Source organism: Williamsia sp. (genome assembly GCF_036566845.1).
GTDB lineage: Bacteria > Actinomycetota > Actinomycetes > Mycobacteriales > Mycobacteriaceae > Williamsia.
The window spans coordinates 1-25,431 of record NZ_DATCVM010000285.1; the positions used below are offsets into that span (position 1 = coordinate 1).

Below are 25,431 nucleotides of genomic sequence, written 5' to 3' on the forward strand. Positions count from 1 at the left end.
TCCCGAAGACGCCGATCGCTTTACCGAACACCAGACCGAAGATGATGCCCAGGGCGATGGGGTCACCCAGCGCATCGGTCAGCCCACCGAACCCGCCGATCGCGACGCCGGCGGCAAAGAACGCGAAGATCGGGATGGCAATGCCGGCCGAGATGGGTCGGATGCGGTGTTCGAAGTGCTCGGCCAGACCGATGCCGGCTTCTGGTCCGCCGGCTGCCTTGCTTCGAAGCACTGGAACCGTGAGGCCGAGGAGAACACCGGCGACGGTGGCGTGAATCCCGGATTCGTGGATGAACACCCACGTCAGGGCCGCAAGGGGGATGAGGAGCCACCACGAACGGATGCGGCGCTGGACGCAGATCGCGAACAACACGAGCGGCACGGCGGCGAGTGCGAGGGCGCCGAGATTGATGTCTTCTGTGTAGAAGACCGCGATCACGGTGATGGCCAGGAGGTCGTCGACCACTGCCAGTGTGAGCAGGAACGTGCGCAATGCCACCGGCAGGTGGGTGGAGATCACCGCCAGAACGGCCACCGCGAACGCGATGTCGGTGGCGGTGGGAATGGCCCAACCCTTCGTGGCACCGTCCCCGACATGCGCCGTGAACGCCACAAAGATCAATGCTGGCACGATCATTCCGCCGACCGCGGCGGCTATCGGGAGAGCCGCGCGCTTCGGGTCGCGGAGGTCGCCGGCGACGAACTCGCGCTTGAGTTCGAGCCCGACCACAAAGAAGAAGATCGCCAGCAAACCGTCGGCGGCCCAGGTGGCCAGTGACAGATCCAGATGCACACCCAATGCGTCGGTGCCCACGTGGAACTCGCTCAGCGAGGTGTAGGAATCCGCCCAGGCGGAGTTCGCCCAGATCAACGCGACAACCGTCGCAACCAGGAGCAGGGCGCCGCCGATCGTCTCCTTCCGGAGAATGTCGGCGATACGCGAGGCCTCCGACCACGATCCTCGGGCAAACAGAGCTGCCCGAGATTGGTCTGAGTTCTGCTGATCGGGTAGGGGCACTGTGCACAATCCTGACGTCGGCGCGACAAATATGAACACGCGCAATCCAGTGACCGGATCAACGCGCCGCCGACCAGACTTCCCGGCACACCGAGAGTCACCTTACAACGGTGGACGTGCCCTCACGCACCTGTGCCAGCTGTCGGGCGGCACGAACCGGCGGTGATTCCGAGAATTCGTGGCTCGATGCCGCACACTTGTCCGCATGTCACCGGAAGATCAGAAGACGTCGCCCCTGTTCGGCTGGTCGCAGGTCGGCAGCGGCGACGTGGTCGCACCGCAGGAACGATTGACCTGGCCACGCACGGTGGGCATCGGCCTGCAACACGTGGTGGCGATGTTCGGTGCGACATTCCTGGTCCCGGTGCTCACCGGATTCCCTCCGGCGACGACGCTCCTGTTCTCCGGCATCGGAACGATCCTGTTCTTGCTGATCACGCGCAACCAGTTGCCGAGCTATCTCGGTTCGAGTTTTGCGATCATCGCCCCGGTGCTCGCCGCGACGGCCTCGCACGGTCACGGCTCGGCGCTGGGCGGCATCGTGATGGTCGGTGTGCTGCTGATCGTCATCGGCGTGGTGGTGCACTTTGCCGGCACCGGCTGGATCCATGCGTTGATGCCGCCGATCGTGACCGGAACCATCGTTGCCCTGATCGGCCTGAACCTGGCTCCCACGGCGAAGCTGAACTACGAGCAGGACGCGGTCACGGCCACGCTGGTGTTGGTCCTGTTGATCGCCTCGCTCGTGTTGTTCAAGGGTCTGCTCGGACGCCTCGCGATCTTCACCAGCGTTGTCATCGGTTACCTGTTTGCCCTGATCCGCGACGAAGTGAATACCGATCCGATCGGTGCCGCCGAGTGGGTTGGCCTGCCGGACTTCCAGTCCCCATCGTTCCAACTCTCGGTGCTGCCGATGTTCCTGCCGGTGGTGCTGGTGCTGGTGGTCGAGAACATCGGGCATGTGAAGTCCATCAACACCATGACCGGCATCAATTACGACCACAAAATCGGCCGGGCGCTGGCCGCCGATGGAATCGCCACAGTGCTGGCCGGTAGCGGTGGCGGTTCTGCCACAACAACTTACGCCGAGAACATCGGAGTGATGGCGGCGACGAAGGTGTACTCGACCGCCGCATACTGGGTGGCCGGCATCGCGGCCGTGTTGCTGGGGATGTCGCCGAAAGTGGGTGCGGTGATCGCCTCGGTCCCGCCCGGTGTGCTCGGCGGTGTGACCACTGCACTGTACGGGCTTGTCGGCATCCTTGGTGTGCACATCTGGGTGACCAACAAAGTCGATTTCTCCAAGCCTGTCAACCAATTCACGGCCGCCATCGCACTCGTGATCGGCATCGCCGATTTCTCGTGGACCATCGGAGATTTGAGCTTCGGCGGCATCGCTCTGGGTGCGATCGCGGCACTGTTGATCTACCACGTCATGCGGGTGGTCGGTGGCTGGCGCGGCACTGTTGTGGTCGACAAGGCAGAGGTGGAGTAGGAGAGCCGAGTCGACCGCGAGTTCGCCGGCCTCGGTGGCGAGCGTGCCGAGTGTTGTACCCAGCGTGGTCAACTGGTCGATATCTGCAGCAAAAGTACTCAGAGTGATCCCCCGGATGCAGCGGCGTCCTGTTGGCTGCAGGCCAAGTGTTGTCGCCAGGTGTGAATAGCCAATTCTCAGACGCGAAGACACCCCACGAGGTTCCCCGGGATCAGTCGGGTCGCAGAGCCTTCACATCGGGTGAGGCCGGTCGGCTGTTGCGGCGGCGGGCGGGTTTGTCGGGCAATACCACCGCGCGCAGACCGGCCCGCAGGGTCTCTTTGGTCTGCGTCCACCCGTCGGCCTCGCGGAGACAGGCACGGGCTTCCTCCGTGTCGCCACGTTGTGCGGCGACGTCGGCCGCGCGACGCCAGGCGATCGTCTCGTCGGTACTGATGCGCAGGTAGTGCAGGATGGCATCGCGGTCGTACTCGCAGATCTCGGCCACCTCGTGTGGGGCGAGGAGTCCTTTGCCGTCTGGATCGAGGTGTAGCAGCACCATCAACGCGGGCGGCAGACCATCGAGGTCGTCGACGGGTTCGGCTCCTGGTTCATCCACGCCACCGGTGACCCCGGCGCGAACGATGTCGCGAGCGATCGTTCCGGCACCTACACGCATGAACTTGAACCAAGCGTGCAGAGCGTTTTCGAAGGCCTCGGGTGTGAACACGGTCGCGTCGATACTGACCTGCGCGACGGCATGGTTATGGGAGACGACCAGGTCGACCTCCGGCCACTGCGAGTCGTGCAGATCGAAGACCGCTGCCACATGTGGGTTGGTGTCGACGTCCCTCGCCAGCATCGTGAACACGTCTACGTACGAGGCGGTGGGCCGCACGCGTAGCCAGGAGGTGAGGCCACCGACTGTGAATGTGATGTCCCCGTCGTGGTCTTTTGTGATGGGGTCGCAGGTCACCTGGGCGAGCACACCCTCGACCAGCGCCTGTAGATGGGCCGGACCGTTGGGACGCACCGACACCGACTCGGTCGATGTCCCGGCGGAATCGCCGAGCTCGGGCACATCGAAGAACGCGGGATGCAGCACCTGCCAGTGGTCACGCACCACGGCCGAGACTTCGGCGGCCAGTTTGTCGACGTGGCGGCGACCGACGGCCATGGTGAGCTCACCGGAGGTGAGTTCGCGCCAGCCGCGCTCGATCAGCGTCATCGCTCCCGGACCGTTGACCGGCCGCGGAAACTCGGTGAGGTCCGACGACAGCCCACAGCGGATCCGGCCGGCCCGGGTCACGGTGAAGGTGAGTGCCAGCGTGTCCACCTCGAGCGGCAAGCCGGGACGGGGGAGGACGTGACGGTCACCAAGCTCGAGGTCGGCCAGGGTATCGGCGAGATGGAGCCGGAATTGTGTCCATGCATCGTCCATCGAACTGTCGAAGTCGAACGGATGGGGCATGGTGGCTCCTGACTTTGCGGCACGGGTGAAGGTGGCCCGGCTGCAAAACTGATCTTTACGGTCATGTAATGCCACTGACGATATCGGAAGGTTCGGACACTCGTGCGATAGAGGGACTGTCGTTCGGAACCCGTCAGCCTTCGTCGTGTGAGTGAAGCCAGACCCGGGCCTGGGCGTAGGCCGCCAACGTCGATTCTCCGAGAACCGCGGTAGCCGGAAAGAACTCCAATTTGATGCCCTGATACGCCAGCAGGTCGTCGGTCCACTGGTCCCGAACGTGAGGATCGACACCGCTCAGATAGAGGCGGCCGCCGACCTGATCGAGGCGCTGTGCGTAGTCGGCGATGACCGCGAAGAAGGTGGCACTGACCGAGGTCCTGCCGCGCAGTCGCAACACCACGACCGGAGACCGGGACGTCGCGGGATCGGGCAGCTTGGCCTGCAGTGTCCGGGCCCCGGCGTAGAACAGGCTGCCGTAGATGTCGAGGATGACAACACCGTGGTCGCGCAGGTGATCGGGCCGCTTGGTCTCGATGAGGTGCTCGCCGTCGACAGCGAGGCCGACCACCTTCAGGTCCATCGCCTCCTGATTGAGCTGCAACAACAGCGACAGGACAACGCCGACAGCGACCGCGAGAGTCACCGGGAGCATCAACGTTGCCACGAATGTCACCAATAGTGCGGTGCGCGAGATGAATCCGCTGCTCCAGATGGCGTGGACACGCGTTGGGTCCACAGCTCCGGCGGCGGCGACGATCAACACCGCCGCGAGCGTCGGCATCAAGACCGTGCCCACCAGACTCGACAAGGCCAGCAGGATCACGAGCAACCAGGCGCCGGAGAAGATCGCGGCCCACCGGGTTCTGGCCCCAGCGGTTTGATTGAGGGCGGTGGAGCCGACAGAGGCTCCGACGGGCATCCCGTTCAGCAGAGCGGCGCCGATGTTGCCGAAACCCTGCCCCGCGAAATCCTGGTTGGCCTTGGCACGCCGACCGCCCGGATTGGGTACGGATTCGGCAACACCGGCACCCTGCACCAGCACGATCATCATGACCGCCAAGGCTCCGACGACAAGGTCGGGCGACAGCAGCGTGAAGTCGGGAAGTCCCGGCATCGGAAGCCCGGAAGGGATCGCTCCCTCGTCCGACACGCTGGCCACCGAGTTCCAGCTACAGGCCCAGGCCAGCAACCACGGCAACGTCAACGCTGCCACCGCGGCGAACAGCTTCAGGCGGGTGCGTCCCAGAACCACCATGAGCACCAGCGCCGTTGCTCCCACCACCAGCGACGGAACATCGATGTCGCGGAGGTTGGTGACGACGTCGAACGCCTTTTCCACCGCGCGGCCACCGTCGACGTCCATACCGACCAAGGCGGGTAGCTGACCGAAGAAGATGTTCGCCGACACGCCGGCCAGAAATCCGGTCATCACCGAATGGGAGACGAATCGGGTGTAGCGACCCAAGCGCAGTATTCCGGCGACAACCATCATCACGCCGGCGATCAGTGTGAGGACCACCAGGGCCGAAGATCGGTCCTCTGCCGGCAGATCGACCAAAACGGATCCGGCCGCGAGCGCGGAAGCACTCGTCGTGGTCACCACCATCAACCGGCTGCTGGTGCTGAATCCGCCGAAGAGACGACCGGCGACGGCGGCGTAAAGCCCCTGCACCGGACCGACCCCGGCAAGAACACCCGCTGCCATGCCGTCGGGAATGCCCGCGATGGCGCCGGGCACGCCGGCCACGACATCGGACTTCGACATCGGTTGGCCTGACACCAGGCCGCGCGTCCGGCTCCACATCGCAGCGATCATGTTGTTCGACAAATCAATCCGGCCCATCATGTCGCGGTGATGCTCGTACGATTTTCTACACTATGCGCCGGACACCGGAATTCTGCTGTCCTTCTTCACGCAGGGCGGACTGCACCCGGCGAGGCGACGTGTGAACCGGACATCGGCAAATCTCGATTGCGACTTCGGTGGGGTTTCCGATGTACTCGACATGACCACCTGAATCAGATGGTGGACGGGGAGCGAGAAACCATGACTGCAGCACCTGCGCGCCTTCCCGACGAGCATGTCCTCGATGACCCGATTGGCGCTTCGCTCAAGGGTTTTCATGCCGGTTACGCTCAGGTGCGAGGGCGAGTGCGACGATTCGAGCCGGATGTTTCCAAGTTCATGTCCATCCCTGCCGACCCCACCGATGACGACTGGGCATCCGCGGCATCGCTGGCGGTCTCGTCGGGGGTGATCCTGTTCAGTGCCGACCGCTATGTCGTGCCGGAGTATTGGCCGGCGGTCAGCACACTCGAGCTGATCCAGATGATCGCCGACAACGTGGACGTGTCGGCCGATCCTGACGTTGTGGTCTTGGGTGAGGCAGATGTGCCGGAGATGATGGAGCTGACCTCGGCGACCAAGCCCGGACCGTTCGAGCCCCGCACCATCGAGCTGGGCACGTACGTTGGCATTCGGGACCGGGGCCACTTGGTGGCGATGGCGGGCGAGCGGATGCGTGTCGCGGGCTGGACCGAGATCAGTGCGATCTGCACGGCACGCAGCCATCGCGGACAGGGATTGGCCGTGCGGTTGATCCACACACTGGTCGGTCAGATCCAGGCCCGCGGGGAGCAGGCGTTCCTGCATGCGGCGATCACGAACACCTCGGCCATCGACCTGTACGAGCGTCTCGGATTTCGTGAGCGGCGGCGGCTGGTCGCCACCGGGCTCAGTGCGATCTGACGTCATCGACAAGGGACGAGCTCGGGCGTTCGCCGGTCAGGTTTTCGGATCGGCCGCGAGCATCCGTTCGCGCAAGCTGTCGTAAATCGGTGGCGAACCGATGAATTGGGCGACCACCACGGCCATGGCGGTGGCCGCGATCATCGGAACGGTGACCGAGGTGACCGCGGTCATCTCGATGACGATCACGATCCCGGTCAGCGGTGCCCGGACCACCGCTCCGAAAAACGCCGCCATGCCGACGATGGCCATCGCCACCTTGAGCGATGAGTCCACACCCGGCACGAAAACGTCTGCGACACCGACGAACAGCACACCCCAGAGGGCACCCACGGCGAGGACCGGCGCGAAGAGTCCACCGGGAGTGGCCGTCGCATAGGACAACGGACCCGCGATCAACCGGACCGCGAGGTATCCGGCGACTGCGGTCAACGCCATGCTCCCGCCGCCGATCAGTCTCTGCCCCAACGCATCGCCGTCGCCCGCGGCGAGCGGATCGAATGCGAGGAGGGCGCCGATGACGGCACCGATCGCGGCGGCTTTCACCGTTTGCGGCACGGCGGGGAACCGCGCCACGAGATCGAGTGAGCCCAGAATCAGCTTGTTGTAGAACATGCCGAGGAACCCGGTCAGGAGACCGAAGACCACAAAGACCGGCAGGAGGATGATCGACGGCGAATCGACGTCCCCGACCAGGAAGTCGGGCCGGTCGCCCATGATGATCCGGGAGCAGCCCACACCGACCGCGACCGCAACCAGGGTCGGGATGACCGTGCGGGTCCGGAAGGTCTTGGTCACCTCCTCGAAGACGAACAGCGCGCCGCCGATCGGGGCGTTGAACGCGACACCGAGTCCGGCGCCGGCCACCGACGTCTGCATCAGGCGGGAGTCGTCTGCGCCGAGCTTGACCCGCCGGCCGGCTTCGGCACCGATCGCGGCACCCATGTGGACGGTGGGACCCTCCCGGCCGAGGACGAGGCCGGATCCGATCGACAGCACACCGCCGACGAACTTGGCAGGCAGGACCCGCAGCGGCGCTGCCTGCGCCTCGCCCCGGGCCACCGCCTCGACATGCTGGATGCCGCTGCCGGCGGCCAGCGGGATCCATCGCACGATCAGAGCGGCCAGCCCCGCGCCGGTGGCAGTGACGGCAACGGGCACGAGCCAGCCGGGACCGGGCAGCTCGTGCGCCCACTCGAGCATGTCGCCGCGCCACTGGTCCGCCTCGCGTAGGCACCAGCGGAATGCGCCGCCGATGAACCCGATGAGAATGCCGCAGACAACAGCGAGCGCGCAGAGGACCCCGATGCCGCGAAGAGACTCGACTCCGTCGCCGGAAACCGCTCGAGATTCCCTCATTTTCGTCTGGTTCTCCCGCTGTGACGTGGTGATCGTGACCGCAAAGCCGAGTTCGCCGTAACACTAATGCCCGAACGCGATCACATCCCGGCGCCCGCGCGGATGCACCTGCGGAGCCGTTCCTGACGGACCATTAGAGTCGAAGGATGACGATGCGAAGGTCCTGGGCCGAAGACACTCGGCTGCCCGGGCCCACGGTGCGTCCTGCGCTGCGCCGACTCGCCGATGGTTCGGCACCGCTCGCCGATGCGGACTGGATTCTGCTGCTGCAGGCACAGGGTGATGAACTGGATGAACTGTGCAACATGGCAGATGTCGCGCGTCGGGATGCGGTGGGCGACGAACTGACTTTTGTGGCCAACCGGAACTTCGAAACCGGGACCGTGCTCGACCTCGTGGAAGTGCCACTTCTCGAGGACCTCGTGACCGAGGCGTGGACGCTCGGCGCCACCGAGATCTGCATGCAGGGTCCGGTACCGGCGACGCGCCCGGCCAGTGACTATCTGACGGTGATCGAGCGCATCCGGGCTGTCGCGCCGGAGATGCACCTGCACGCATACCGGGTGCCCGAGGTGATCGACGCCGCGCAGCGCCTCGGCGTTTCCGTGAGGGAGTTCTACCTGGCGGCTCAGGCCGCTGGTGTCGGCACCGTGCCCGGTACGGCCGCGCAGGTCCTCGACGACTCCATTCGCGAAGCGCTATCGCCGAACGGCCAGGCTCTGCCGGTGGAGGCATGGGTGGAGACGATCACCACCGCACACGACGTCGGCCTCAAGTCCACCGCCACCATGCTCTACGGCCACCTCGAACGGCCCGACCATCAGGTTGCGCATCTGCGGCTGCTGGGAGATATCCAGGCGCGGACGGGTGGGTTCACCGAACTCATCCTGATGCCGATGGTGCCGGAATTGGCGCCGCCGCATCTGCGGGACGTGGCCACCGGCAGCGCATCCCTGCGGGAGACGCGGGCCGTGCACGCGGTCGCGCGGCTGGTGCTGCGGGAGTCGTTCGATCACGTCCAGGCGGCGTGGACCAAACTTGATGCCGAGGCGCTCACGGCGGTTCTGCGTGGCGGCGCCGACGACGTGGGGGGCGTTCTCATCGACGGGACCCTGCTGCCGAGTGCCGGTCCGGAAAGCGGCAGGCAACTGGTGCCGGCGGAGGTGGAGCGCCTGGCTGCTGACCTCGGGCGGACGGTCCGTCAGCGCACGACACCGTACGGATCGGCGCCGGCAGAACGCCAGGACGTCCTGCGCCGGGTGTTTGCATGACCGGCCCCCACCGATTGCCCGACTACGTCGACGTCGCGATTGTCGGAGCCGGGTTCGCCGGTCTCGGGATGGCGATCCGCACCGCTCGGCGAGGCAACGAGAGTTTTGTGATCCTCGAACGGGAGAACGCGGTCGGCGGCACCTGGCGGGACAACAGATATCCCGGAGTGGCCTGCGACGTACCCGCGCATGTGTATTCGTACTCGTTCCGCCCGCCGGGTGACTGGGAGTCGCTGTTCGCCGCCGGCGACCAGATCCACAACTATCTGGAGCAGGCCGCCATCGACGAAGGGCTGCTGCCGCATCTGCACCTCGGTGTCGACGTCACGCAGACTCGGTGGCTACCCGACGAATTGTGCTGGGCCGTCTCGACGACAGCCGGTGAGCTCCGCGCGCGGGTCCTGGTGGTGGCGGTGGGGCGCCTGGCCGATCCGCTCGTGCCGCCGATTCCAGGTATGAATGCGTACCCAGGCAGCATTTTTCACACCGCGCGCTGGGATGACACCGCACCGATCGACGGTGCTCGCGTCGGCGTCGTCGGCACCGGTGCCTCCGCGATACAACTGGTTCCGCAACTCGCGCAGCGGGCCGAGGAACTTGTGGTCTTCTCCCGCAGCGCGCCGTACGTGGTTCCGCGAGGCGACCGGCAATACAGTCCGGTCGAACGCGCAGAACTGCGCGTGAAGGAAAACGCGGATCGCCTCCGTGAGGAGCTGTTCACGGAGGCGGACAAGGCATTTGGGCAGCGTCGCGGTCTGCGCCCCGACATCGATCAGATTCGGGATCGGGCACTGGGGCATCTCCGCGCGCAGGTCGCCGACCCGGGTCTGCGTGCCGATCTCACCCCGCACTACGAGATCGGTTGCAAGCGAATCCTGTTGAGCGACGACTTCTTTCCGACGATGACCCGGCCGAACGTCACCCTGGAACCGTCCGCGCTGGCGCAGTTCGACGGCTCCCGGGCAGTCGCCGCCAGTGGACAGTCGTTCGAACTCGACACCGTGGTGATGGCGACAGGCTTCTCGGCCGCGCGGCCGGAGTTCGCCACCCGGGTAGTCGGAGTCGACGGTGAACGGTTGTCGGAACATTGGCGGGCCGGGATGGTGTCGTACGCATCCACCGCGATCAGTGGCTACCCCAACATGTTTGTGCTCGACGGCCCGAACGCGGCCCTCGGGCACAATTCGGCGATCTACATGATCGAAACCCAGATCGACTATGTCCTGGGCGCCCTGGATCACCTGAACGACAGCGGAACCCGAGCGGTTGAGGTGACGGCGGCCGCGGAGCAGGCCTACACCCGGGAGATCGACGAGCGCAGTTCGACGACGGTGTGGCTCAGCGGGTGCAGAAGCTGGTACCTCGACCCGACGAGTCGCCGTCTGACTCTCTTGTGGCCGGGAACCGGCAGGTCTTTCCGGGAACGCAACGGGACGTTCGACCCGTATCACTACGAGCGGCTGTGGGCACCGGACTCGGTGGACCTGCCGGTCTGAAAAAATCGTCCCCGAGAGCGGTGTCGGAGGGCATATCGCCCTCGGCGACCCGCTATTGAGCAGATTTCAGGGCCACTGCACCAGTCAGAGATGGGGAACATTGCAGTCGCCTGGACACGGGACCACGAGCACGTGGATCGTGGTGTAACCGGGCGGCACAAGGTGGTAAGCATACAGCTCATGGATACCCAGAGTGGTGGGCGTCCACGCAATGGTCGCCTTACCCGATAGGTATACCGGAAAGGCCGAGCCGACCCGAATACCGTTGTCGAAGAAGTGGATACCACCCTCGGTCAGCGGAGCGGTCGATGCGGTCATCTGGTAAGTGCAGCCCAAGTCGTAGACCAGAGTCTGCCCCCAGTCGCCGGGAGAGACCTCCAGGGCGGTAACCGCGGCACCTGCTGATGGCGCAGTCAGGAACAGACCACCCACGACCGCGAAAATCGTCACGAGAACGGAGCATCCGACACGCTTCATCACATCCTCAAGGCATTCTTCGTCCCCTGTCACGTTTCGCCGGTCTGTCTCGTCTACCTGTTAGAGGCGCACATCGCGCCCGAAGATTGGGAGGAACAGATATGGCACGGATACCAGCAGTGGCCCCTCAAGACGCCGGATTGCTCGTCAAGGGGGCGTATCGATACGCCGAGCGCAGGTTCGGGTCGGTGCCCGAACCTTTCGCTGTCCTGGCTCACCATCGAGGTTTATTCATGGCATCGGCGCTGCACGAGAGTGTGGTGGAACGCGCATCGAAGGTATTGCCGCCGAACATCCGTGAGATCGCGGTCTACCGGACGGCATGGGTTGTCGGGTGCTCGTGGTGTATCGACTTCGGCACGATGCTGCAGAAACACGAGGATCTGGACATCGATCGGCTCGAACACATCGCCGACTACGCGACCTCACCGCTCTACAGCGACGACGAGCGCGCGGCGATCGCCTACGCGGACGCGATGACCGCGACGCCGATGACGGTCACCGATGATCAGGTGGACGACCTCCGCGAGCGATTCGGGATCGACGGACTGCTCGAACTGACCTATCAGATCTCCCTGGAGAACCAGCGATCACGGATGAACGCGGCGCTGGGCCTGACCGATCAGGGTTTCTCCTCGGATTCGTGCCGGGTGCCCTGGGCAGCCGACTCAGCGTCTGAGTCCGGGGCTGGGACCGGGGCGAACTGAGAGATGTCGACCGCGGTGAGTTTGGCCGGGTCGGCGATGTCGTAGACGGCAACCACGCGGCCGTCGCGGACAACAAAACTGGTGACCCGTGCCACTGAGGCCCGACGATCTCCCTCCTGTTCCCAGCCGGTGGAATAGATGCCGAGGTCACCGTTGACCCGTACCGGTGTCGGCAGCGTGAGCATGTCGGGTCCGTAGCGACGGAGGAGTCCGAAGAGGAATCTGGCGACACCGACCGCACCGTGAATCGGCTTGACCGCGGTGGGTGCGGTCCGGTTGGCGTCGCCGACGATCATCGCGTCCGGGTCCAGTGCAGCCAGGACGGCATCCATGTCGCCGGCCGCCATGGCGGCGACGAGCCGGCCGACGGCTTCGCCCTGTTCGGTGTCGCTGACCGGGGCCGGGACACCGGCGACGCTCCGGCGGGCCCGGGAGGCGAGTTGGCGTGCCGATGCGGTCGTCGAGCCCAGGATGTCGGCGACATCGGCGAACGGAACGCCGAACCCGTCGTGGAGGACAAAGGCGACACGCATCGCAGGGGTCAGTGTTTCGAACAGCACCATGGCGGCGTACCGACTGTCCTCGGCGGCGATGACGGCCTGTAGTGGATCGCCGTACTCGGGAGCGGGGGCCACGGGCGTCACGATGGGTTCCGGAAGCCATTGACCCACATAGCTTTCCCGTTTCGCTGCGGCGGATTTGAGGCGGTCCAGGCAGATCCGGCCGACCACGGTGGTCAGCCAGGCACCGAGGTCGTCGATCGTGTCGCTGTCGGTTGCGTCGAGGCGAAGCCAGGACTCCTGGACGGCGTCTTCGGCATCGCTGATGCTGCCGGTGATCCGATACGCCACCGACAACAGTCGGCTCCGTTGCTGTTCGAAACGTTCCCCGAGTGTCCCCATCACCGAATTGTAGAACCGAGGATCAGGGCCCGGGGACAGGATGATGTCCGGCGGTGGCAGCGGTGAGGAGTTCTCTGATGCCGGCCGGTGTGACCGGCCTCGGGTTGGGATATGGCTTGGCGGTGGCCAATTCACTTGCGCGTGGGATGGATTCGGCATCAAAGCCCAGCTCGGCGAGCGAGATCGGTCCGCCGAGTCGGGCCACCAGGTCGTAAACTCCCGAAGCCGCGTCGGGTACGCCCATGGCCTCGGCGATGCGCTCCATGACGTCGTGGGCGGCGGGAGTGTTGTAGGCCATGGCATGGGGGAGCACGACGGTATGTGTTCGCGCATGCGGAAGGCCGAAACTGCCGCCGAGAGTGTGACAGAGCTTGTGGTGCAACCCCATTCCGACCGAACCCAGGCACGTCCCGGCCAGCCACGCCGCACGCAGCAGGGCTGATCGGGCCTCGGCGTCACGGAGATCCGCCATGACGAGAGGGAGTGCGCGGGTGATGCTCGTGACGGCTTCGAGTGCCATCAGATCTGTGACCGGATTGCGCTGCGCCGAATACAGTGCCTCCACTGCGTGCGCCAGCGCATTGATCGAGCTGGTGAGGGTGATGGCGGCCGGGAGATCGAGGGTCAGATCGACATCGTAGATGACGGTCTCGGGAAGGATCGCCGGCGAATTGCGGGTGGTCTTGACGCCGTCGACGGTCTCACCGAGGACGGGTGTCACCTCCGAACCGGCATAGGTTGTCGGGACGATGATCTGGTCGTAACCGCCGCGCACCGCCAGCGCCTTCGACAGCCCGGTGGCCGAACCGCCGCCGATCGCCACCACGCAGTCGATGTCGGCGGCTTCGGCCATCTCCATCGCGCGGGTGGTGACGTCGAGTGGGGTGTGCATGGCGGCACCGTCGAAGCGGGCCGCGACCCGAGAACCCAGCTGTGCCGTCAGCACTGCGGCCAGGGATTCGAGCCGCGGTCCGGCGAGTAGCAGAACTCGATTGCCACCGAGTCTGCTGACCTCGTCGCCGACGGTGCCGACCGTGCCGCTGCCGAACACGATCCGCGACGGCTGCCCGGTGTAGGTGAAGGATTGCATCAGGACTGAGCCTACGACCGTCGCGCGGTCAGGCTGCTATCGCGGCGTGCATTTCCCACACGATGACCTCGGCATCGGTGCCGGCGGTCAGTTGTTGTCCGCCACCGCCGTTGATGCGAACCGCGTCGCCCTCACCGAGTTCGCCGACCCCCTCCATGAACACCTCGCCGCGTGGGACGAACACGTGCAGCATCGGAGCGTCCGGCAACGTGACCGGCGCCTGTCCGGGCTGCATGCGCGCGACGTGCATCGCCGCGTACTTGTTCTTGATCCGGATCGCGGAATGGTCGGCGTACTCGGGCATCCCGCTGGCCACCGGAACCAATCCGCCGGACAGCAGTTCGTGATCGATCTCGAGTTGCTCGTAGCCGGGTGTGATGCCCGATTCGTCGGGAACCACCCACATCTGGATGAAGTGGACGGGATCGTCGTGCTTGGTATGGGTACCGGACACCCCATCCAGACGCCACGAATCGTTCTTCTCCGAGTGCATGATCCCGGTGCCGGCGCTCATCCGCTGGGCCAGGCCGGGGTAGATGACGCCGTTGTGGCCCATCGAGTCCTGGTGGACCAGCGAACCTTGCAGCACCCAGGTGACGATCTCCATGTCCCGGTGCGGGTGGGTGTCGAAGCCCTGACCCGGGATCACGATGTCGTCGTTGTTGACCATGAGGACACCGTGGTGGGTGTTGGCCTGGTCGTAGTGATGGCCGAAGGAGAAGGAGTGTTTGGAGTCGAGCCATCCGGCGTCGGTCTTGAAGCGGTCGTCGGCGCGGCGGACATCGAACTGGGCGGAGGTGGTCGAGGCGGTCATCGCAGAAGGGCCTTTCCGGGGAGTACGAGTCAAAGGACGTGGTTGCCGTACATTTCGCCGAGGGGATCGGCGATCAGTTCGAGGCGGGCACCGTCGGGGTCACGGAAGTACAGCGACACATCGCTGTGTTCGATCAGTTCCACACCCGCGTCGGTGAGCTTGGTGCGCAATGCTTCCCATCGGGTGGGTTCGACGCTGATGGCGACGTGGTGGAGCCCGCCGAGGACTTCCTGGTAGGGCCCGACATCGAGACCGGGGAAGTCGAAGAACGCGAGCAGGTTCCCATTGCCGATGTCGAAGAAGAAGTGGGAGGAACCGGGGTAGTCGCGGTTCTCGATGAGTTCCGTCAGCGGGAACTCGAGGATGCCCTGATAGAACTGCACGGTTTGCTCGACATCACTACTCACGAGGGCGGTGTGATGCAGACCCCTGGCGGAGGACGTCGGCCGGGTCGCTGTCGGCACGAGGTACTCGGCACGGATGCGGTCGCGTTGCTGGGCGAAATCGTGTGCCCGCTGTTCTTCGGTTGCCGGGTTCATGATGTCTACCTTCCTCCAGTGGGTCGAGCGACGTCTGACTCCGCAAACCCGAAACAAACTAGTTGCCTTGTCAACGACCTTGAGCTTACTCGCAGTCGTTGCTTTGTCAACTACTTTGGATATGCTTGTCGAGTGGACGACACTCGATGGCTCAGCGACGCCGAACATCAGGCCTGGCGGGCCTACCTCGACGCGACGCGATTGTTGCTGCGGACGCTCGACCAGCAGCTCACCCGGGACGCCGGCATGTCCTTCACGGACTTCGAGATCCTCGTGATCCTGTCCGAGGCGCCGGACCGTCGTCTTCGGATGCGCGAGTTGGCCGAGGCCATGACGACCACGCGCGGAGGTGCCACCCGGGCGTGCGGACGGCTGGTCACCGCGGGATGGGTACGGCGGGTGGAATGTGAGGACGACAAGCGCGGCATGATGGCCGAGCTGACCGGCGAAGGGACCGAGAAGCTGGCCGCAGTCAGTCCCGGCCACGTCGCCGAGGTGCGCAAGAGAATGTTCGACCTGCTCAGTGACCAGGATGTGGCTGTGCTGGGCGGTGCGTTCGAGGCCATGCGCGAACACATGCAGGCCGGGGACTGACCGTCAACGGCTGACTTCGCAGGCGGGTCTGCGCCCATCAAAGTCCGCCTGATTGAACCCCGCTGTGTACGTCGACCACGGGATCCGTCACAGAGGCTGCCCTGCAAGCGAATTCGTCGTTTGACCGCTCTCGGGGGTGCGGTCAATGTCGTCACGCATCATCAGGAGCGACTGACTGCCTGAGCGGAGGTGACATGCCCGGTCCCGATTGACCCGACGTTGGTGATGCCGAACACTTCGGGGCCGGTGTCCTGGCGAAATGTTGATTGGGACTGTCCATTGTCGTCCCTGTCAGTGGTCACGGAGGGCGTATTTCCCTTTGGGTGAACTGACGGGGACGCGCGCGCCCGCTAGCCGATGTTGACGCCGTAGTCGCGTGCGATTCCGGCCAGGCCCGAGGCGTAGCCCTGTCCGATGGCGCGGAACTTCCATTCGTTGGCGCGGCGGTAGATCTCGCCGAAGACCATCGCGGTTTCGGTGGAGGCGTCCTCGCTCAGGTCGTAGCGGGCCAACTCGCGGCCGTCTGCGCGGTCGACGACCCGGATGAACGCGCCGTGCACTTGGCCGAAGCTCTGCCCGAGCGAATCCGCGTCGTGGATGGTCACCGGGAAGATGATCGACTCGACGTCTGGCGAGAGTGCCTTCAGATCGACGGTGATGGACTCGTCGTCACCCTCGCCTTCACCGGTGCGGTTGTCGCCGGTGTGCTCGATGGCGCCGTCGGGGGAGCGGAGGTTGTTGTAGAACACGAAAAACGAATCGTTGACCACTCGCTTGGCCGAGTTGATGCCCAGCGCGCTGGCGTCGAGGTCGTAGTCGGCGCCGGTTGTCGACCGCACATCCCAACCGAGTCCGACGCTGACCGCGGTGAGGTTCGGCGCCTCTTTGCTCAGGGATACGTTTCCGCCCTTGGCCAGGCTCACTGACATCTTGATCCTCCGTGATTCGCTGGGGTCGCATTTGCTTCTGTCTGGTGATCAGTGTGTCCAGCCTACCGGTGGCGCACTGATTGCCGGCGAAGTTCCCGGAGGCTCGGCACCCGACCGGTGGCCTGCCGGAGTAGCTGAACCCGCGAGATCGGTTGTAGGAAGGGATTACTCGTCGTGGTAGGTGGTCCAACGGGTGTCGGCACGGGGTCGAAGGAGGACGGGATCAGGATGATGTGAGTACTGAACGGACTCTGCGAGTACTTTCGGCGGGCATGTGCGGCAGAACATCGGCGACAACGGGTGTGTGGATCGGCGCGAGGCAGCGGCCGAACTTCAACTTGCTCATCTGACACTCCTTGCGTGTGACGTAAGTGAACAACACATAGGACGCTATGGCTGGGCACACACCCGGCATAAGTCCGTAAAGTAGACACTCCGCGCGCGGCGACTCCCCGAGCGTGCCGTTCCGGACGTCGAGCGTGCCAAAGCGGCCGCGGACCGTGCCGATACTGAGATCGACTGGGCCAAGACACTATTGAGCGAGTGAATTTTGGCACGCTCGATGAAGACTAAGACACGCTCGATGGTTGTTTCGGCACGGTCGACGGCGATATCGGCACGGTCGGCGGAGGTCGGGGTGGGGTGGGGTCAGGGGACGAGATAGTCGCTGTCGCGTGCGTCGGTGATGACCATGTGTCCGGGCGCGTGGCCGATCGCCAACTCCGGGCGGGATTCCATCACCGCGGCCTGCGGGGTGACCCCACAGGCCCAGAACACCGGGACCTCGCCGGGAAGGATGTCGACGGGGTCGCCGAAGTCCGGTGAGCCGACGTCGGCGATCCCGAGTGCGCCGGGATCACCGATGTGGACCGGCGAGCCGTGGACGGCGGGATACCGGGAGGTGACCCGCACCGCGGTGGCGACCAACCCGGCGGGAACCGGTCGCATCGACACCACCAGGGGGCCCGAGATGTTCCCGGCCGGACGACATCGGCGCGATGTCCGGAACATCGGCACCGTGCGATGCTGCTCGATGTGACGCACCGGCACGCCGGCCTCGATGAGGGCGGCTTCGAAGGTGAAGCTGCAGCCGATCAGGAACGACACCAGATCAACTCGCCACCACGGAGTGGCATCGCTTGTCTCGTCGACGATTTCGCCACCGCGGTAGACGCGGTACAGCGGCGCGTCGGTCCGGATGTCGCTGTCTGCGCCGAGTAGTGGGCCGGTCACCGCGCCGGCGTCCAAGACGTCGAGGACCGGACACGACTTCGGATTCCGCTGGGCGAAGAGCAGGAAGTCGTAGGCATCGGCGCGGGGCAGCGCGATGAGATTGGCCTGCGTCCAGCCCGGCGCCCACCCCGCGGTCGGGGTGATGAGTCCGTCGCGAAACAGGTTGCGGGCCTGGGCCGGATCTGTCGCCTCGGGATCGGTCATCGGTGTCCTCCCTGGGGTGTACCCGGCTACTGCGCGGCTATCGGCTCCAGCGCAGGTGGATGTGCTGGCCGGGACGGATCTGTGCGGCGAGGTCGACGTCCTCGTCGACAACAACCGCGACCACGGGATATCCGCCGGTGACCGGATGGTCGGCCAGGAAGATCACCGGTTCGCCGCTGGGCGGCACCTGGATCGCGCCGCGCACGATGCCCTCGCTCGGGAGTTGTCGGCCGGATTCACGATGCGACAGTCCGGAGCCGTTGTCGCTCAATCGCATCCCGACCCGGTCACTGCGGTCGGATGCCTGCCAGCGGGTGTGCACCAGGGCATCGGCATCGTTGACCCAGTTGTCACGGGGACCACGCAGGATCCGGAGTTCGACGTCGTCGGCGGCCGGCATCGCGACGGCGGCGACGTCGATGTCGGGAAGGTCGCCCGGACGCGGTCCGACGTCCACAAGATCTCCGACGGCAAGGCAGGCGGGGCCGAGGCCGGACATGGTGTCGGTACTGCGCGAACCCAGCGTCTGGGGAACATCGAGGCCACCGCGTACGGCAACGTAGGCGCGCAGCCCGGCCCGCGCCATGCCGAGCGTCACCACGTCGCCCGAGAGGAGACGAAAGGGCGCGTTCATCCCGATCGGATGTTTGCCGGATCCATTGTCCACGAGGACGTCCAGGTTGGCGCCGGTCACGGCCAGCCAAGTCTCGCCGCGGGCGCGCAGGGACAACCCGCCGAGGGTCACCTCCAGCGCGGCGGCGCCTTCGTGATTGCCGAGCAGCCGATTGGCCAGCGCGTGGGAGTGCCGGTCGGCCGCACCCGACCGGCCGACCCCGAGTGCGGCAAAACCGGGCCGCCCCCGGTCTTGCACCGTGGTCAGCGGACCGGTGGCGAGCACTTCGAGGTCATCCATCCGCGGACCTCCCGGAACCGCGCCCGGCGTCCCGGAACTGCACCACACACCCGGGTCTCAGGAGCGCCGGTGGATCACGGGCTACGTCCCACATGGGCAGATCCGTGTGACCGAGCAGTTGCCAGCCACCGGGCGACGTACGCGGGTAGATGCCGCTGAACTCCCCGGCAAGTCCGACCGCACCAGCCGGGACCCGGGTGCGGGACTCGTCGCGGCGGGGGACCTCGAGTCGGTGGTCGCCCCCGATCAGATAAGCGAACCCGGGTGCGAACCCGCCGAACGCGACCTTCCACGCCTGGCCGGTGTGGGCTGCCACCACGTCGTCGGTCGACAGCCCGGTCAGCCGCCCCACCTCGTCGAGGTCTGCGCCGTCGTAGATCACCGGGACCTCGACGACCTCACCGCCGGCTTCGGCCGTCGTGGTCGTGGTGCCGGGGGACAGTGCGCCCACTGTTTTACGAAGCGGCGGGAGGCGTTCGGGCGCGTCGGTGACGAGGAGGACGGTGCGCGCGCCCGGGATGATGTCGAGAACGCCGGGCAGCGCTGCGTCGCCCAGCGCGGATGTCCACGCGATCACCTCGTCGGTGGTGTCCACCTCCACCATCAACGACCGGTCACCATAGGCGAGGACCTTCATGTGAACGCCTCCACCTCAACACCTTCGGCGGTGAGCAGCTCGCGGACGGCGGCGGCCATCGCAACCGCTGCCGGTGAATCACCGTGCACGCAGACAGAATCCACATCGATGGCGATCTCCGTGCCGTCCACGGCCACGACGACCTTGTCGGTGACCATCCGCAACACCCGCTCGGCAACGGTGACCGGATCGTGTAGCAGGGCGCCCTCCTCGCTGCGCGGCACCAAGGTGCCCGCCGGGGTGTATCCACGATCGGCAAACGCCTCGCGCACCACCCGCAGGCCGCGTTCTTCGCCGAGTGCGAGCAGGCGGGAGCCGGGTAGGCCGAGCAACGCCAGATTCGGGTCCAACGTGGCGATCGCGTCGACCACGGCCAGGGCGTGCTCCTCGTGATGGACGGCCGTGTTGTACAGCGCACCATGGGGTTTGACGTAGGTGACCTGTCCGCCGGCTGCCGCTGCCAACGCCTGCAACCCGCCGATCTGGTAGACGATGTCGTCGGTCAGTTCGGTGCGAGTGGCGTCGACGAATCGGCGCCCGAACCCGGCGAGGTCGCGGTAGGAGACCTGCGCCCCGATCCGGACACCGCGATCGACCGACCAGCCCGCGGTCTGTGCGATGGTGCTCGGATCGCCGGCGTGGAAGCCGCAGGCGATGTTGGCGCTGGTGACCACGTCGAGCATGGCCTTGTCGTCGCCGAGTTCCCACCGGCCGAACGATTCGCCGATGTCGCTGTTGAGGTCGATGGTGCTCACAGGTCTCCCGGGGGTCGGTCGGTGGCTCGCAGCCGAGCCTATCTCTCGCAACACGCTGCGCGGAACCCTGACCGGCGGCCCGGCAGGGCGGTGACGTGGTGGTCAGGTGCGGGTGTCCGGACCCCACCGGGCGACCACGCGGTAGCCGAGGCCGGCGGGTGCGGGGCCCACTTCGATTGTCCCGCGGCTCGATTCGACCCGCTCGGTCATGCCGATGATGCCGAGTCCGGTACCGGGTTCCGGTGCAGCGGCTTTCGTGCCGACCGGGCGCCCCCCGTCGTCGGACACACACACGGCGAGGCGCTGTGGCGGGGCGGCGATCACCGAGATCTCGACCACGGGTGAGATGCCGGCGTGACGGCGCACATTGTTGAGGGATTCCTGGACGACCCGGAAAGCCGCGGTGCTCATGGTTGATGGCACCGCCTCCAGGTCCCCTTCGTGGTGGTAGTTCACCGTCAGGCCGTCCGCGCGGGCGCGCCGGATGAGGCCGTTTACCTGCGCGAGCGTCGATGTCGGAGACCGGGGCGCGTCCTGATCGCGGTCCCGCAATGTCTCGAGCATCGTGCCGAGTTCGTCGAGCACTTCGCTGCTGGCCTGGCGGATGGCCTCGAGTGCGGCTTTTGCCTGATGCGGCTGACGGTCGAGGAGATGAGCAGCCACCCCGCCTGCACGTTGATCGTGGACAGGGCGTGCGCCACCGAATCGTGCAGGTCCCGCGCGATGTTCAGGCGCTCGTCGGTCTCGGTGATCGCGGTGGTGATCGGTTCGGGAGCTATTCACTCGGGATGAAGCAGCGGCTCGGGATTGCCGCCGCGCTGATCGGCGACCCCGAGCTGGTGATTCTCGACGAACCGACCAACGGACTCGACCCGCAGGGAATGCAAGAGGTCCGCGACCTCATCCGGCACATATCCGAGCAAGGACGTACCGTCATCATCTCGTCGCACCTCCTCTCCGAACTCGAACAGGTCTGCGACTGGCTGGTGGTGCTCGATCACGGCGGACTGGTCTACGCCGGAACCCCCGAATCCCTCGGTGCCACAGCTGATTGCCTGATCCTGGCACCGGATTCCGAAGCAGACCTTGACGATCTCGAAGTCATCGCCCGGGCGAGCGGTCTGACAACGGATCGCGCCGATGGTCACGTGATCGTCATGCTCACCGACGCCGTTGATGCCCGCCGGATGGCCGCAGAGCTGAATCGTCGCGCTCAGGTGGCCGGGATGGTCCTCGTCGAATTGCACCATCGCCGTGCCGATCTCGAGGCCCGCTACCTGGGCATGATCAACTCGGCCGCGCCCGGACATCACGACCTCTGACCCCCGATCCGCGTGATTGCTCAGAAAGGCAATGCGATGAATCTCCTCAATTCTTTTCGGTCCGAATGGATCTTGCTGAACCGGCGACGCCTGTGGGCCGGCATGGGTATCACCACGGTTGTCTTCAGCGTGGTGGCCACCTGGTTGCTGCTCGAGGCGGCGGAGCCGGCCGGTCGTGGCGGTGACGGACCCGGAGTGTCCCTCGAAGCGCTCGGCGGCTCCGGCGGTGCCACCGTCGCGACATCTCATCGATGAGCTTCACCACCGTGCTCGTGGTCGCGGCGTTTGCCGCCGCGATGGGAAATGAGATCAGCCGGGGCACACTCCGCGCGGCACTGACCCGGCAACCGAATCGGTTGTCGCTCATCACCGGAAAGCTCGCCGCGCGGGTGAGCCTGGCCGCGGTGCTGATGGCGATGGCGCTCATCGTCGGAACCGTGACGGCTGCAGTTGTCGCACCGTCGGTCGATGTCGACACCGACGGCTGGTTCGGAGCCGACGCGATCGCCGGCGGCCTGGCCGACTGCGGTCGGCTGCTGATATTCGTCGCGATGTACGCCCTGATCGGCACCACGGTGGCGATCCTGGTGAAGTCGACACCGATCGCCCTCGGCATCTGTCTGCTGTGGTTCGGATCCATCGAGAACGTCCTCGGAGAAGGCCGGGACTGGGCACAGCGATGGTTCCCAGGCCTGGTCATGCGGTCGCTGACCGGCCGGATGATCCCGGTGCCCTGTCGCTCGGCGTCACTCTGGCGACCCTCGCGCTCTACGCGGCGGTGTGCGGTGGTGTGATCGCGTACGTGATGTCCCGCCGAGACGTCACCGTGGGATGGGAAGCGCCATGATGTCCAACAACTTTCAGCTTGGCCGACGTTCGCGCGGGGCGGCCCTGAAAGTACACATCGTGGTGGCCGTGGCCGTGGCCGTGGCCGTGGCCGTGGCCTGGATCGGAGTGAACTGCGCGTTCCTGGCTCTCGACGCGGTGGCACTGACAACCGACGACGGTGCTCTCGTGGCGGCCTGTATCTCGGCGATCGTGATCATCATCCCGCCGGTGGTGCCGGCGTTGGCGGTCGGGATCGTGATCAGCGGTGTGGTGCTCGGTCTCGGAACGAAGCGGGGGCTGGTCAGGCATCGGTGGGTGGCCGCCAAGCTGATCATCGGCGCGGTGCTGCTGGTGCTGGTCGCAATCCTGTTGCTTCCCAACGCGTTGTCGATGGCAACACCTGACCCGAACCTGGCGGCCGATCAGCTACGTGAGCAATTCGTATGACCTCGCTGCTGATGCCGCCGATCGTGTGGTCGGTCGCGCTGGTGGCGGCCACCGCGCTGTCGGTCTACAAACCCGCCGGTCGGGTTCGACGGCGGTCGTCGCGTGCGGCCTTCTTGTGAACAGCTAGTGCCGGGCGAGTTCGATCAGCTTCTCGACGGTACGAAGGTTGCGGCCGGTGCCCTGGACACCGAGGCCCTTCGCGATGACCGGCGCGGTCAGCTTCGACGTTCCGGCACCGACCTCGTAGCGGATGTGGAGGTTGTCGCCGATCACCTCGAACTCGTCGCTGCCGAAGTCGCGTTTGTGGAATGCCGCGACGGCCGACGATCCGGGAACCCCGGTGAGGCAGTAGATGTACGAATACTTGGGCTCGACAACCTCGAACGGATGCTCGGCGAGCGCGACCGCGAGGTCGTCGGCTGATCTGCTGATGACCTCACGGGCGTAGCCGTAGCGGTCGGTGATCGCTGCTTCGAGAGCGCGATCGAAATCGGCCGGGTCACCGGGCGGGTTGCACAGCAGGTTTCCGGACGCGATGTACGTCGAGATGTCAGTGGCGCCCAGGTCGGTGGCGAGTTCCCGGAGCTCCGCCATCGGGAGCTTGGCCCCGCCCACGTTCACTGCCCGAATGAGGATCACTCGCTGTGCCATACCGTCGATTGAACACCACAGATGCCGACATGGCCGCGACCTCTTACGATCGAAGGTATGCCTCACACAGATGATGACGTGGTCGATCAGATCCTCGCCACATACGACACGATCACCGTTGTCGGTGCCAGCACGGCTCCGGAGAAGGCTGCTCACCGAGTGCCGGTGCACATGCAGAATCACGGCTGGCGAATCATCCCGGTCAATCCGAAGGCCGATGAGTTGTTCGGTGAAAAGGTGTACCGCGTTCTGGCGGACATCGGTGAACAGGTCGGTCTGGTCGACGTCTTCCGCCCGTCGGAGGACGCCGGGGAGATCGCCCGCCAGGCGGCCGCGGCAGGCGCCACCGCGTTGTGGCTGCAGCTGGGCATCGTGTCGGCGGAGGCACGGAAGATCGCCGTAGATGCCGGGATGCTCTACGTCGAGGACCGCTGCCTGATCATCGAACAGCGTCGTCTGGGCGTGAACGCACCGAACTAGGACGGTGTGTCCGGCGGCGGGGTGACTACCCTGTCAGCAGTGAACACTTTGACCCGTATCGACGGACCCGGGACGGTCCGGCTGGCTGTTCGCACCTCGGGACCGCTGACCGACAAGCCGGTGCTGTTGGTACACGGCATGGGCGGCGATCACCAGACATGGCGGTCGCTGGCCGGGGAACTTCGCGCCGGCGGGCGCACGGTCATCACCTATGACCAGCGCGGACACGGACGCAGTTCGCGATCGAAGTCATATCTGCTGAACGACTTTCGCGATGATCTGAGTTTTGTCCTCGATGGTCTGGGCGTCGGTGAAGTGGATGTGATCGGGCATTCGCTGGGCGGTCAGACGGCGATTCGGCTCGCCGGCCTCGACCCGTCACGCATCGGCAAGTTGGTGCTGGAAGAGATCCCGCCGATGCCTCGTCACCAGTCCGATGTCGACGAGCACATCGTGCCCTTCAGCGGTGTCGCAGACCGTGTCCGTGGCCTGTGGTCGACGGTGCGATACCCCGGTCCGGTGTTGCGTTTCGACCACCGGATGTCGGAAATCGTGGGCCGACAGTTCGAGTCCATCGATACGGCATGGTGGGAGTCGTTGGCGCAGCTGACATTTCCGACGCTGGTGGTCTCAGGCGGGCAGCGCAGCTTTCTGCCGCCACGCCACCTGGTGAGTCTTGCCGACGCGTTGCCCGATGGCCATTTCGGTCAGGTCGAGGCCGGTCACAGCGTGCACCGTGACCGGACCCGGGAGTTCAATCAGCTGGTCACAGAGTTCTTGCGGAACTAGTGCCCCGAATCGAAAATCCTTTTGCAGTCTCCGGCGTTCGATTGCCGCCTGGCTACGTTGTCGTCGGTCGATATAGCTCCGCTATGTCTCCCTCCTCCGCCTTGCCAGACAGCAATCGCTCCACCGGATACTCGCAAGAGACTTTCGACTCGCGACACTAGTGTCCTGCGCCTGAAATATCTTGTTTAATTGTAGAATTGGTTCATGGCACGCACTGGTCGGCCGAAGGCGCCGCTGGATCTGACCCAAGCTGAACGCGACGAGTTGAACCGCTGGGTGCGG

At 65.5% G+C, this 25,431-nt stretch carries 31 protein-coding genes; 13 read left to right on the forward strand and 18 right to left on the reverse strand.

Annotation, left to right across the window (positions count from 1 at the left end):
* Window positions 1-1,027 (reverse strand): Na+/H+ antiporter NhaA (gene nhaA / locus VIQ49_RS28235; RefSeq protein WP_414731733.1); only part of this gene is annotated, 1,027 nt, incomplete at its 3' end.
* 196 nt (window positions 1,028-1,223) lie between these two features.
* On the opposite strand from nhaA, the gene VIQ49_RS28240 reads away from it, so the two are divergent.
* The gene (locus VIQ49_RS28240; protein ID WP_331890381.1) at window positions 1,224-2,513 is read left to right on the forward strand and encodes a uracil-xanthine permease family protein; all 1,290 of its coding nucleotides are present in this window, start codon (window positions 1,224-1,226) and stop codon (window positions 2,511-2,513) included.
* 211 nt (window positions 2,514-2,724) lie between these two features.
* On the opposite strand, the gene VIQ49_RS28245 is transcribed toward VIQ49_RS28240, so the two are convergent.
* Window positions 2,725-3,963 (reverse strand): T3SS (YopN, CesT) and YbjN peptide-binding chaperone 1, encoded by a 1,239-nt coding sequence (locus VIQ49_RS28245; RefSeq protein ID WP_331890383.1) that lies wholly within the window; start codon window positions 3,961-3,963, stop codon window positions 2,725-2,727.
* A 133-nt stretch (window positions 3,964-4,096) separates the two neighbouring features.
* Window positions 4,097-5,806, reverse strand: coding sequence for a SulP family inorganic anion transporter (locus VIQ49_RS28250; protein WP_331890385.1), 1,710 nt, complete (start codon window positions 5,804-5,806; stop codon window positions 4,097-4,099).
* 204 nt (window positions 5,807-6,010) lie between these two features.
* Between VIQ49_RS28250 and VIQ49_RS28255 the strand changes: the two genes are divergently transcribed.
* Window positions 6,011-6,712 (forward strand): GNAT family N-acetyltransferase, encoded by a 702-nt coding sequence (locus VIQ49_RS28255; protein WP_331890387.1) that lies wholly within the window; start codon window positions 6,011-6,013, stop codon window positions 6,710-6,712.
* Between the two features lie 36 nt (window positions 6,713-6,748).
* On the opposite strand, the gene VIQ49_RS28260 is transcribed toward VIQ49_RS28255, so the two are convergent.
* Complete coding sequence (locus VIQ49_RS28260) at window positions 6,749-8,071, reverse strand: ClC family H(+)/Cl(-) exchange transporter (RefSeq protein ID WP_331890389.1); 1,323 nt, start codon at window positions 8,069-8,071, stop codon at window positions 6,749-6,751.
* Between the two features lie 146 nt (window positions 8,072-8,217).
* Between VIQ49_RS28260 and VIQ49_RS28265 the strand changes: the two genes are divergently transcribed.
* Both VIQ49_RS28265 and VIQ49_RS28270 read left to right on the forward strand, forming a co-directional pair.
* Window positions 8,218-9,342 (forward strand): FO synthase, encoded by a 1,125-nt coding sequence (locus tag VIQ49_RS28265; protein ID WP_331890391.1) that lies wholly within the window; start codon window positions 8,218-8,220, stop codon window positions 9,340-9,342.
* Entirely contained in the window at window positions 9,339-10,838 is a 1,500-nt protein-coding gene (locus VIQ49_RS28270) for an NAD(P)/FAD-dependent oxidoreductase (RefSeq protein WP_331890393.1), read from the forward strand. The genes VIQ49_RS28265 and VIQ49_RS28270 overlap by 4 nt, the downstream gene beginning before the upstream one ends.
* A gap of 84 nt (window positions 10,839-10,922) precedes the next feature.
* Here the strand turns inward: VIQ49_RS28270 and VIQ49_RS28275 are convergent, their stop codons facing one another.
* Complete coding sequence (locus tag VIQ49_RS28275) at window positions 10,923-11,315, reverse strand: Ig-like domain-containing protein (protein ID WP_331890395.1); 393 nt, start codon at window positions 11,313-11,315, stop codon at window positions 10,923-10,925.
* 101 nt (window positions 11,316-11,416) lie between these two features.
* On the opposite strand from VIQ49_RS28275, the gene VIQ49_RS28280 reads away from it, so the two are divergent.
* On the forward strand, window positions 11,417-12,022 hold the full coding sequence (locus VIQ49_RS28280) for a carboxymuconolactone decarboxylase family protein (protein ID WP_331890397.1): 606 nt from the start codon (window positions 11,417-11,419) through the stop codon (window positions 12,020-12,022).
* Here the strand turns inward: VIQ49_RS28280 and sigJ are convergent.
* Genes sigJ through VIQ49_RS28300 form a run of 4 tightly spaced genes read right to left on the reverse strand, consistent with a single transcriptional unit; the run spans window position 11,938 to window position 15,367 of the window.
* A complete protein-coding gene (sigJ, locus tag VIQ49_RS28285; RefSeq protein WP_331890399.1) occupies window positions 11,938-12,924 on the reverse strand; it encodes an RNA polymerase sigma factor SigJ in 987 nt (328 codons plus the stop codon). The genes VIQ49_RS28280 and sigJ overlap by 85 nt on opposite strands.
* Window positions 12,925-12,946: 22 nt before the next feature.
* Window positions 12,947-14,014 carry a maleylacetate reductase gene (locus VIQ49_RS28290; RefSeq protein ID WP_331890401.1) on the reverse strand — a complete coding sequence of 356 codons (1,068 nt, stop codon included), beginning with the start codon at window positions 14,012-14,014 and terminating at the stop codon, window positions 12,947-12,949.
* Between the two features lie 28 nt (window positions 14,015-14,042).
* Window positions 14,043-14,828 carry a pirin family protein gene (locus VIQ49_RS28295; RefSeq protein WP_331890403.1) on the reverse strand — a complete coding sequence of 262 codons (786 nt, stop codon included), beginning with the start codon at window positions 14,826-14,828 and terminating at the stop codon, window positions 14,043-14,045.
* 29 nt (window positions 14,829-14,857) lie between these two features.
* Entirely contained in the window at window positions 14,858-15,367 is a 510-nt protein-coding gene (locus tag VIQ49_RS28300; protein WP_331890405.1) for a VOC family protein, read from the reverse strand.
* 132 nt (window positions 15,368-15,499) lie between these two features.
* On the opposite strand from VIQ49_RS28300, the gene VIQ49_RS28305 reads away from it, so the two are divergent.
* Window positions 15,500-15,961 carry a MarR family winged helix-turn-helix transcriptional regulator gene (locus VIQ49_RS28305; RefSeq protein ID WP_331890407.1) on the forward strand — a complete coding sequence of 154 codons (462 nt, stop codon included), beginning with the start codon at window positions 15,500-15,502 and terminating at the stop codon, window positions 15,959-15,961.
* Window positions 15,962-16,311: 350 nt separating this feature from the next.
* Here VIQ49_RS28305 and VIQ49_RS28310 read toward each other — a convergent pair whose 3' ends face one another.
* The 8 genes from VIQ49_RS28310 to VIQ49_RS29065 form a co-directional block, all read right to left on the reverse strand.
* Window positions 16,312-16,890, reverse strand: a complete 579-nt coding sequence (locus VIQ49_RS28310) for a TerD family protein (protein WP_331890409.1) — start codon at window positions 16,888-16,890, stop codon at window positions 16,312-16,314.
* 223 nt (window positions 16,891-17,113) lie between these two features.
* Window positions 17,114-17,236 carry a hypothetical protein gene (locus VIQ49_RS28315; protein ID WP_331890411.1) on the reverse strand — a complete coding sequence of 41 codons (123 nt, stop codon included), beginning with the start codon at window positions 17,234-17,236 and terminating at the stop codon, window positions 17,114-17,116.
* 302 nt (window positions 17,237-17,538) lie between these two features.
* Window positions 17,539-18,327: a putative hydro-lyase gene (locus VIQ49_RS28320; protein WP_331890413.1), complete on the reverse strand. Its 789-nt coding sequence runs from the start codon at window positions 18,325-18,327 to the stop codon at window positions 17,539-17,541.
* A gap of 37 nt (window positions 18,328-18,364) precedes the next feature.
* Window positions 18,365-19,240, reverse strand: a complete 876-nt coding sequence (locus VIQ49_RS28325) for a biotin-dependent carboxyltransferase family protein (RefSeq protein WP_331890415.1) — start codon at window positions 19,238-19,240, stop codon at window positions 18,365-18,367.
* Complete coding sequence (locus VIQ49_RS28330) at window positions 19,233-19,877, reverse strand: allophanate hydrolase subunit 1 (RefSeq protein WP_331890417.1); 645 nt, start codon at window positions 19,875-19,877, stop codon at window positions 19,233-19,235. Before VIQ49_RS28330 ends, VIQ49_RS28325 begins: the two co-directional genes overlap by 8 nt.
* Entirely contained in the window at window positions 19,874-20,632 is a 759-nt protein-coding gene (locus tag VIQ49_RS28335) for a 5-oxoprolinase subunit PxpA (protein ID WP_331890419.1), read from the reverse strand. Before VIQ49_RS28335 ends, VIQ49_RS28330 begins: the two co-directional genes overlap by 4 nt.
* A gap of 102 nt (window positions 20,633-20,734) precedes the next feature.
* On the reverse strand, window positions 20,735-21,043 hold the full coding sequence (locus VIQ49_RS29060; protein WP_414731731.1) for an ATP-binding protein: 309 nt from the start codon (window positions 21,041-21,043) through the stop codon (window positions 20,735-20,737).
* Window positions 21,044-21,126: 83 nt separating this feature from the next.
* Window positions 21,127-21,333 carry a hypothetical protein gene (locus VIQ49_RS29065; protein WP_414731732.1) on the reverse strand — a complete coding sequence of 69 codons (207 nt, stop codon included), beginning with the start codon at window positions 21,331-21,333 and terminating at the stop codon, window positions 21,127-21,129.
* Here VIQ49_RS29065 and VIQ49_RS28345 point away from each other — a divergent pair.
* The 5 genes from VIQ49_RS28345 to VIQ49_RS28365 are packed head-to-tail and all read left to right on the forward strand — an operon-like array spanning window position 21,325 to window position 23,348.
* The gene (locus tag VIQ49_RS28345; protein WP_331890423.1) at window positions 21,325-21,954 is read left to right on the forward strand and encodes an AAA family ATPase; all 630 of its coding nucleotides are present in this window, start codon (window positions 21,325-21,327) and stop codon (window positions 21,952-21,954) included. The two genes, VIQ49_RS29065 and VIQ49_RS28345, sit on opposite strands and share 9 nt — an antisense overlap.
* Window positions 21,955-21,990: 36 nt before the next feature.
* The gene (locus VIQ49_RS28350) at window positions 21,991-22,209 is read left to right on the forward strand and encodes a hypothetical protein (protein WP_331890425.1); all 219 of its coding nucleotides are present in this window, start codon (window positions 21,991-21,993) and stop codon (window positions 22,207-22,209) included.
* Entirely contained in the window at window positions 22,206-22,748 is a 543-nt protein-coding gene (locus VIQ49_RS28355; protein WP_331890427.1) for a hypothetical protein, read from the forward strand. The genes VIQ49_RS28350 and VIQ49_RS28355 overlap by 4 nt, the downstream gene beginning before the upstream one ends.
* Window positions 22,749-22,797: 49 nt before the next feature.
* A complete protein-coding gene (locus VIQ49_RS28360) occupies window positions 22,798-23,229 on the forward strand; it encodes a hypothetical protein (protein ID WP_331890429.1) in 432 nt (143 codons plus the stop codon).
* Entirely contained in the window at window positions 23,226-23,348 is a 123-nt protein-coding gene (locus tag VIQ49_RS28365; protein ID WP_331890431.1) for a hypothetical protein, read from the forward strand. The genes VIQ49_RS28360 and VIQ49_RS28365 overlap by 4 nt, the downstream gene beginning before the upstream one ends.
* A 4-nt stretch (window positions 23,349-23,352) precedes the next feature.
* Here VIQ49_RS28365 and VIQ49_RS28370 read toward each other — a convergent pair whose 3' ends face one another.
* On the reverse strand, window positions 23,353-23,880 hold the full coding sequence (locus VIQ49_RS28370) for a DUF1697 domain-containing protein (protein ID WP_331890433.1): 528 nt from the start codon (window positions 23,878-23,880) through the stop codon (window positions 23,353-23,355).
* 57 nt (window positions 23,881-23,937) lie between these two features.
* On the opposite strand from VIQ49_RS28370, the gene VIQ49_RS28375 reads away from it, so the two are divergent.
* Both VIQ49_RS28375 and VIQ49_RS28380 read left to right on the forward strand, forming a co-directional pair.
* The gene (locus VIQ49_RS28375; RefSeq protein WP_331890435.1) at window positions 23,938-24,360 is read left to right on the forward strand and encodes a CoA-binding protein; all 423 of its coding nucleotides are present in this window, start codon (window positions 23,938-23,940) and stop codon (window positions 24,358-24,360) included.
* A gap of 39 nt (window positions 24,361-24,399) precedes the next feature.
* Window positions 24,400-25,149: an alpha/beta hydrolase gene (locus VIQ49_RS28380; RefSeq protein WP_331890437.1), complete on the forward strand. Its 750-nt coding sequence runs from the start codon at window positions 24,400-24,402 to the stop codon at window positions 25,147-25,149.
* The last annotated feature ends 282 nt before the right edge of the window (window positions 25,150-25,431 follow it).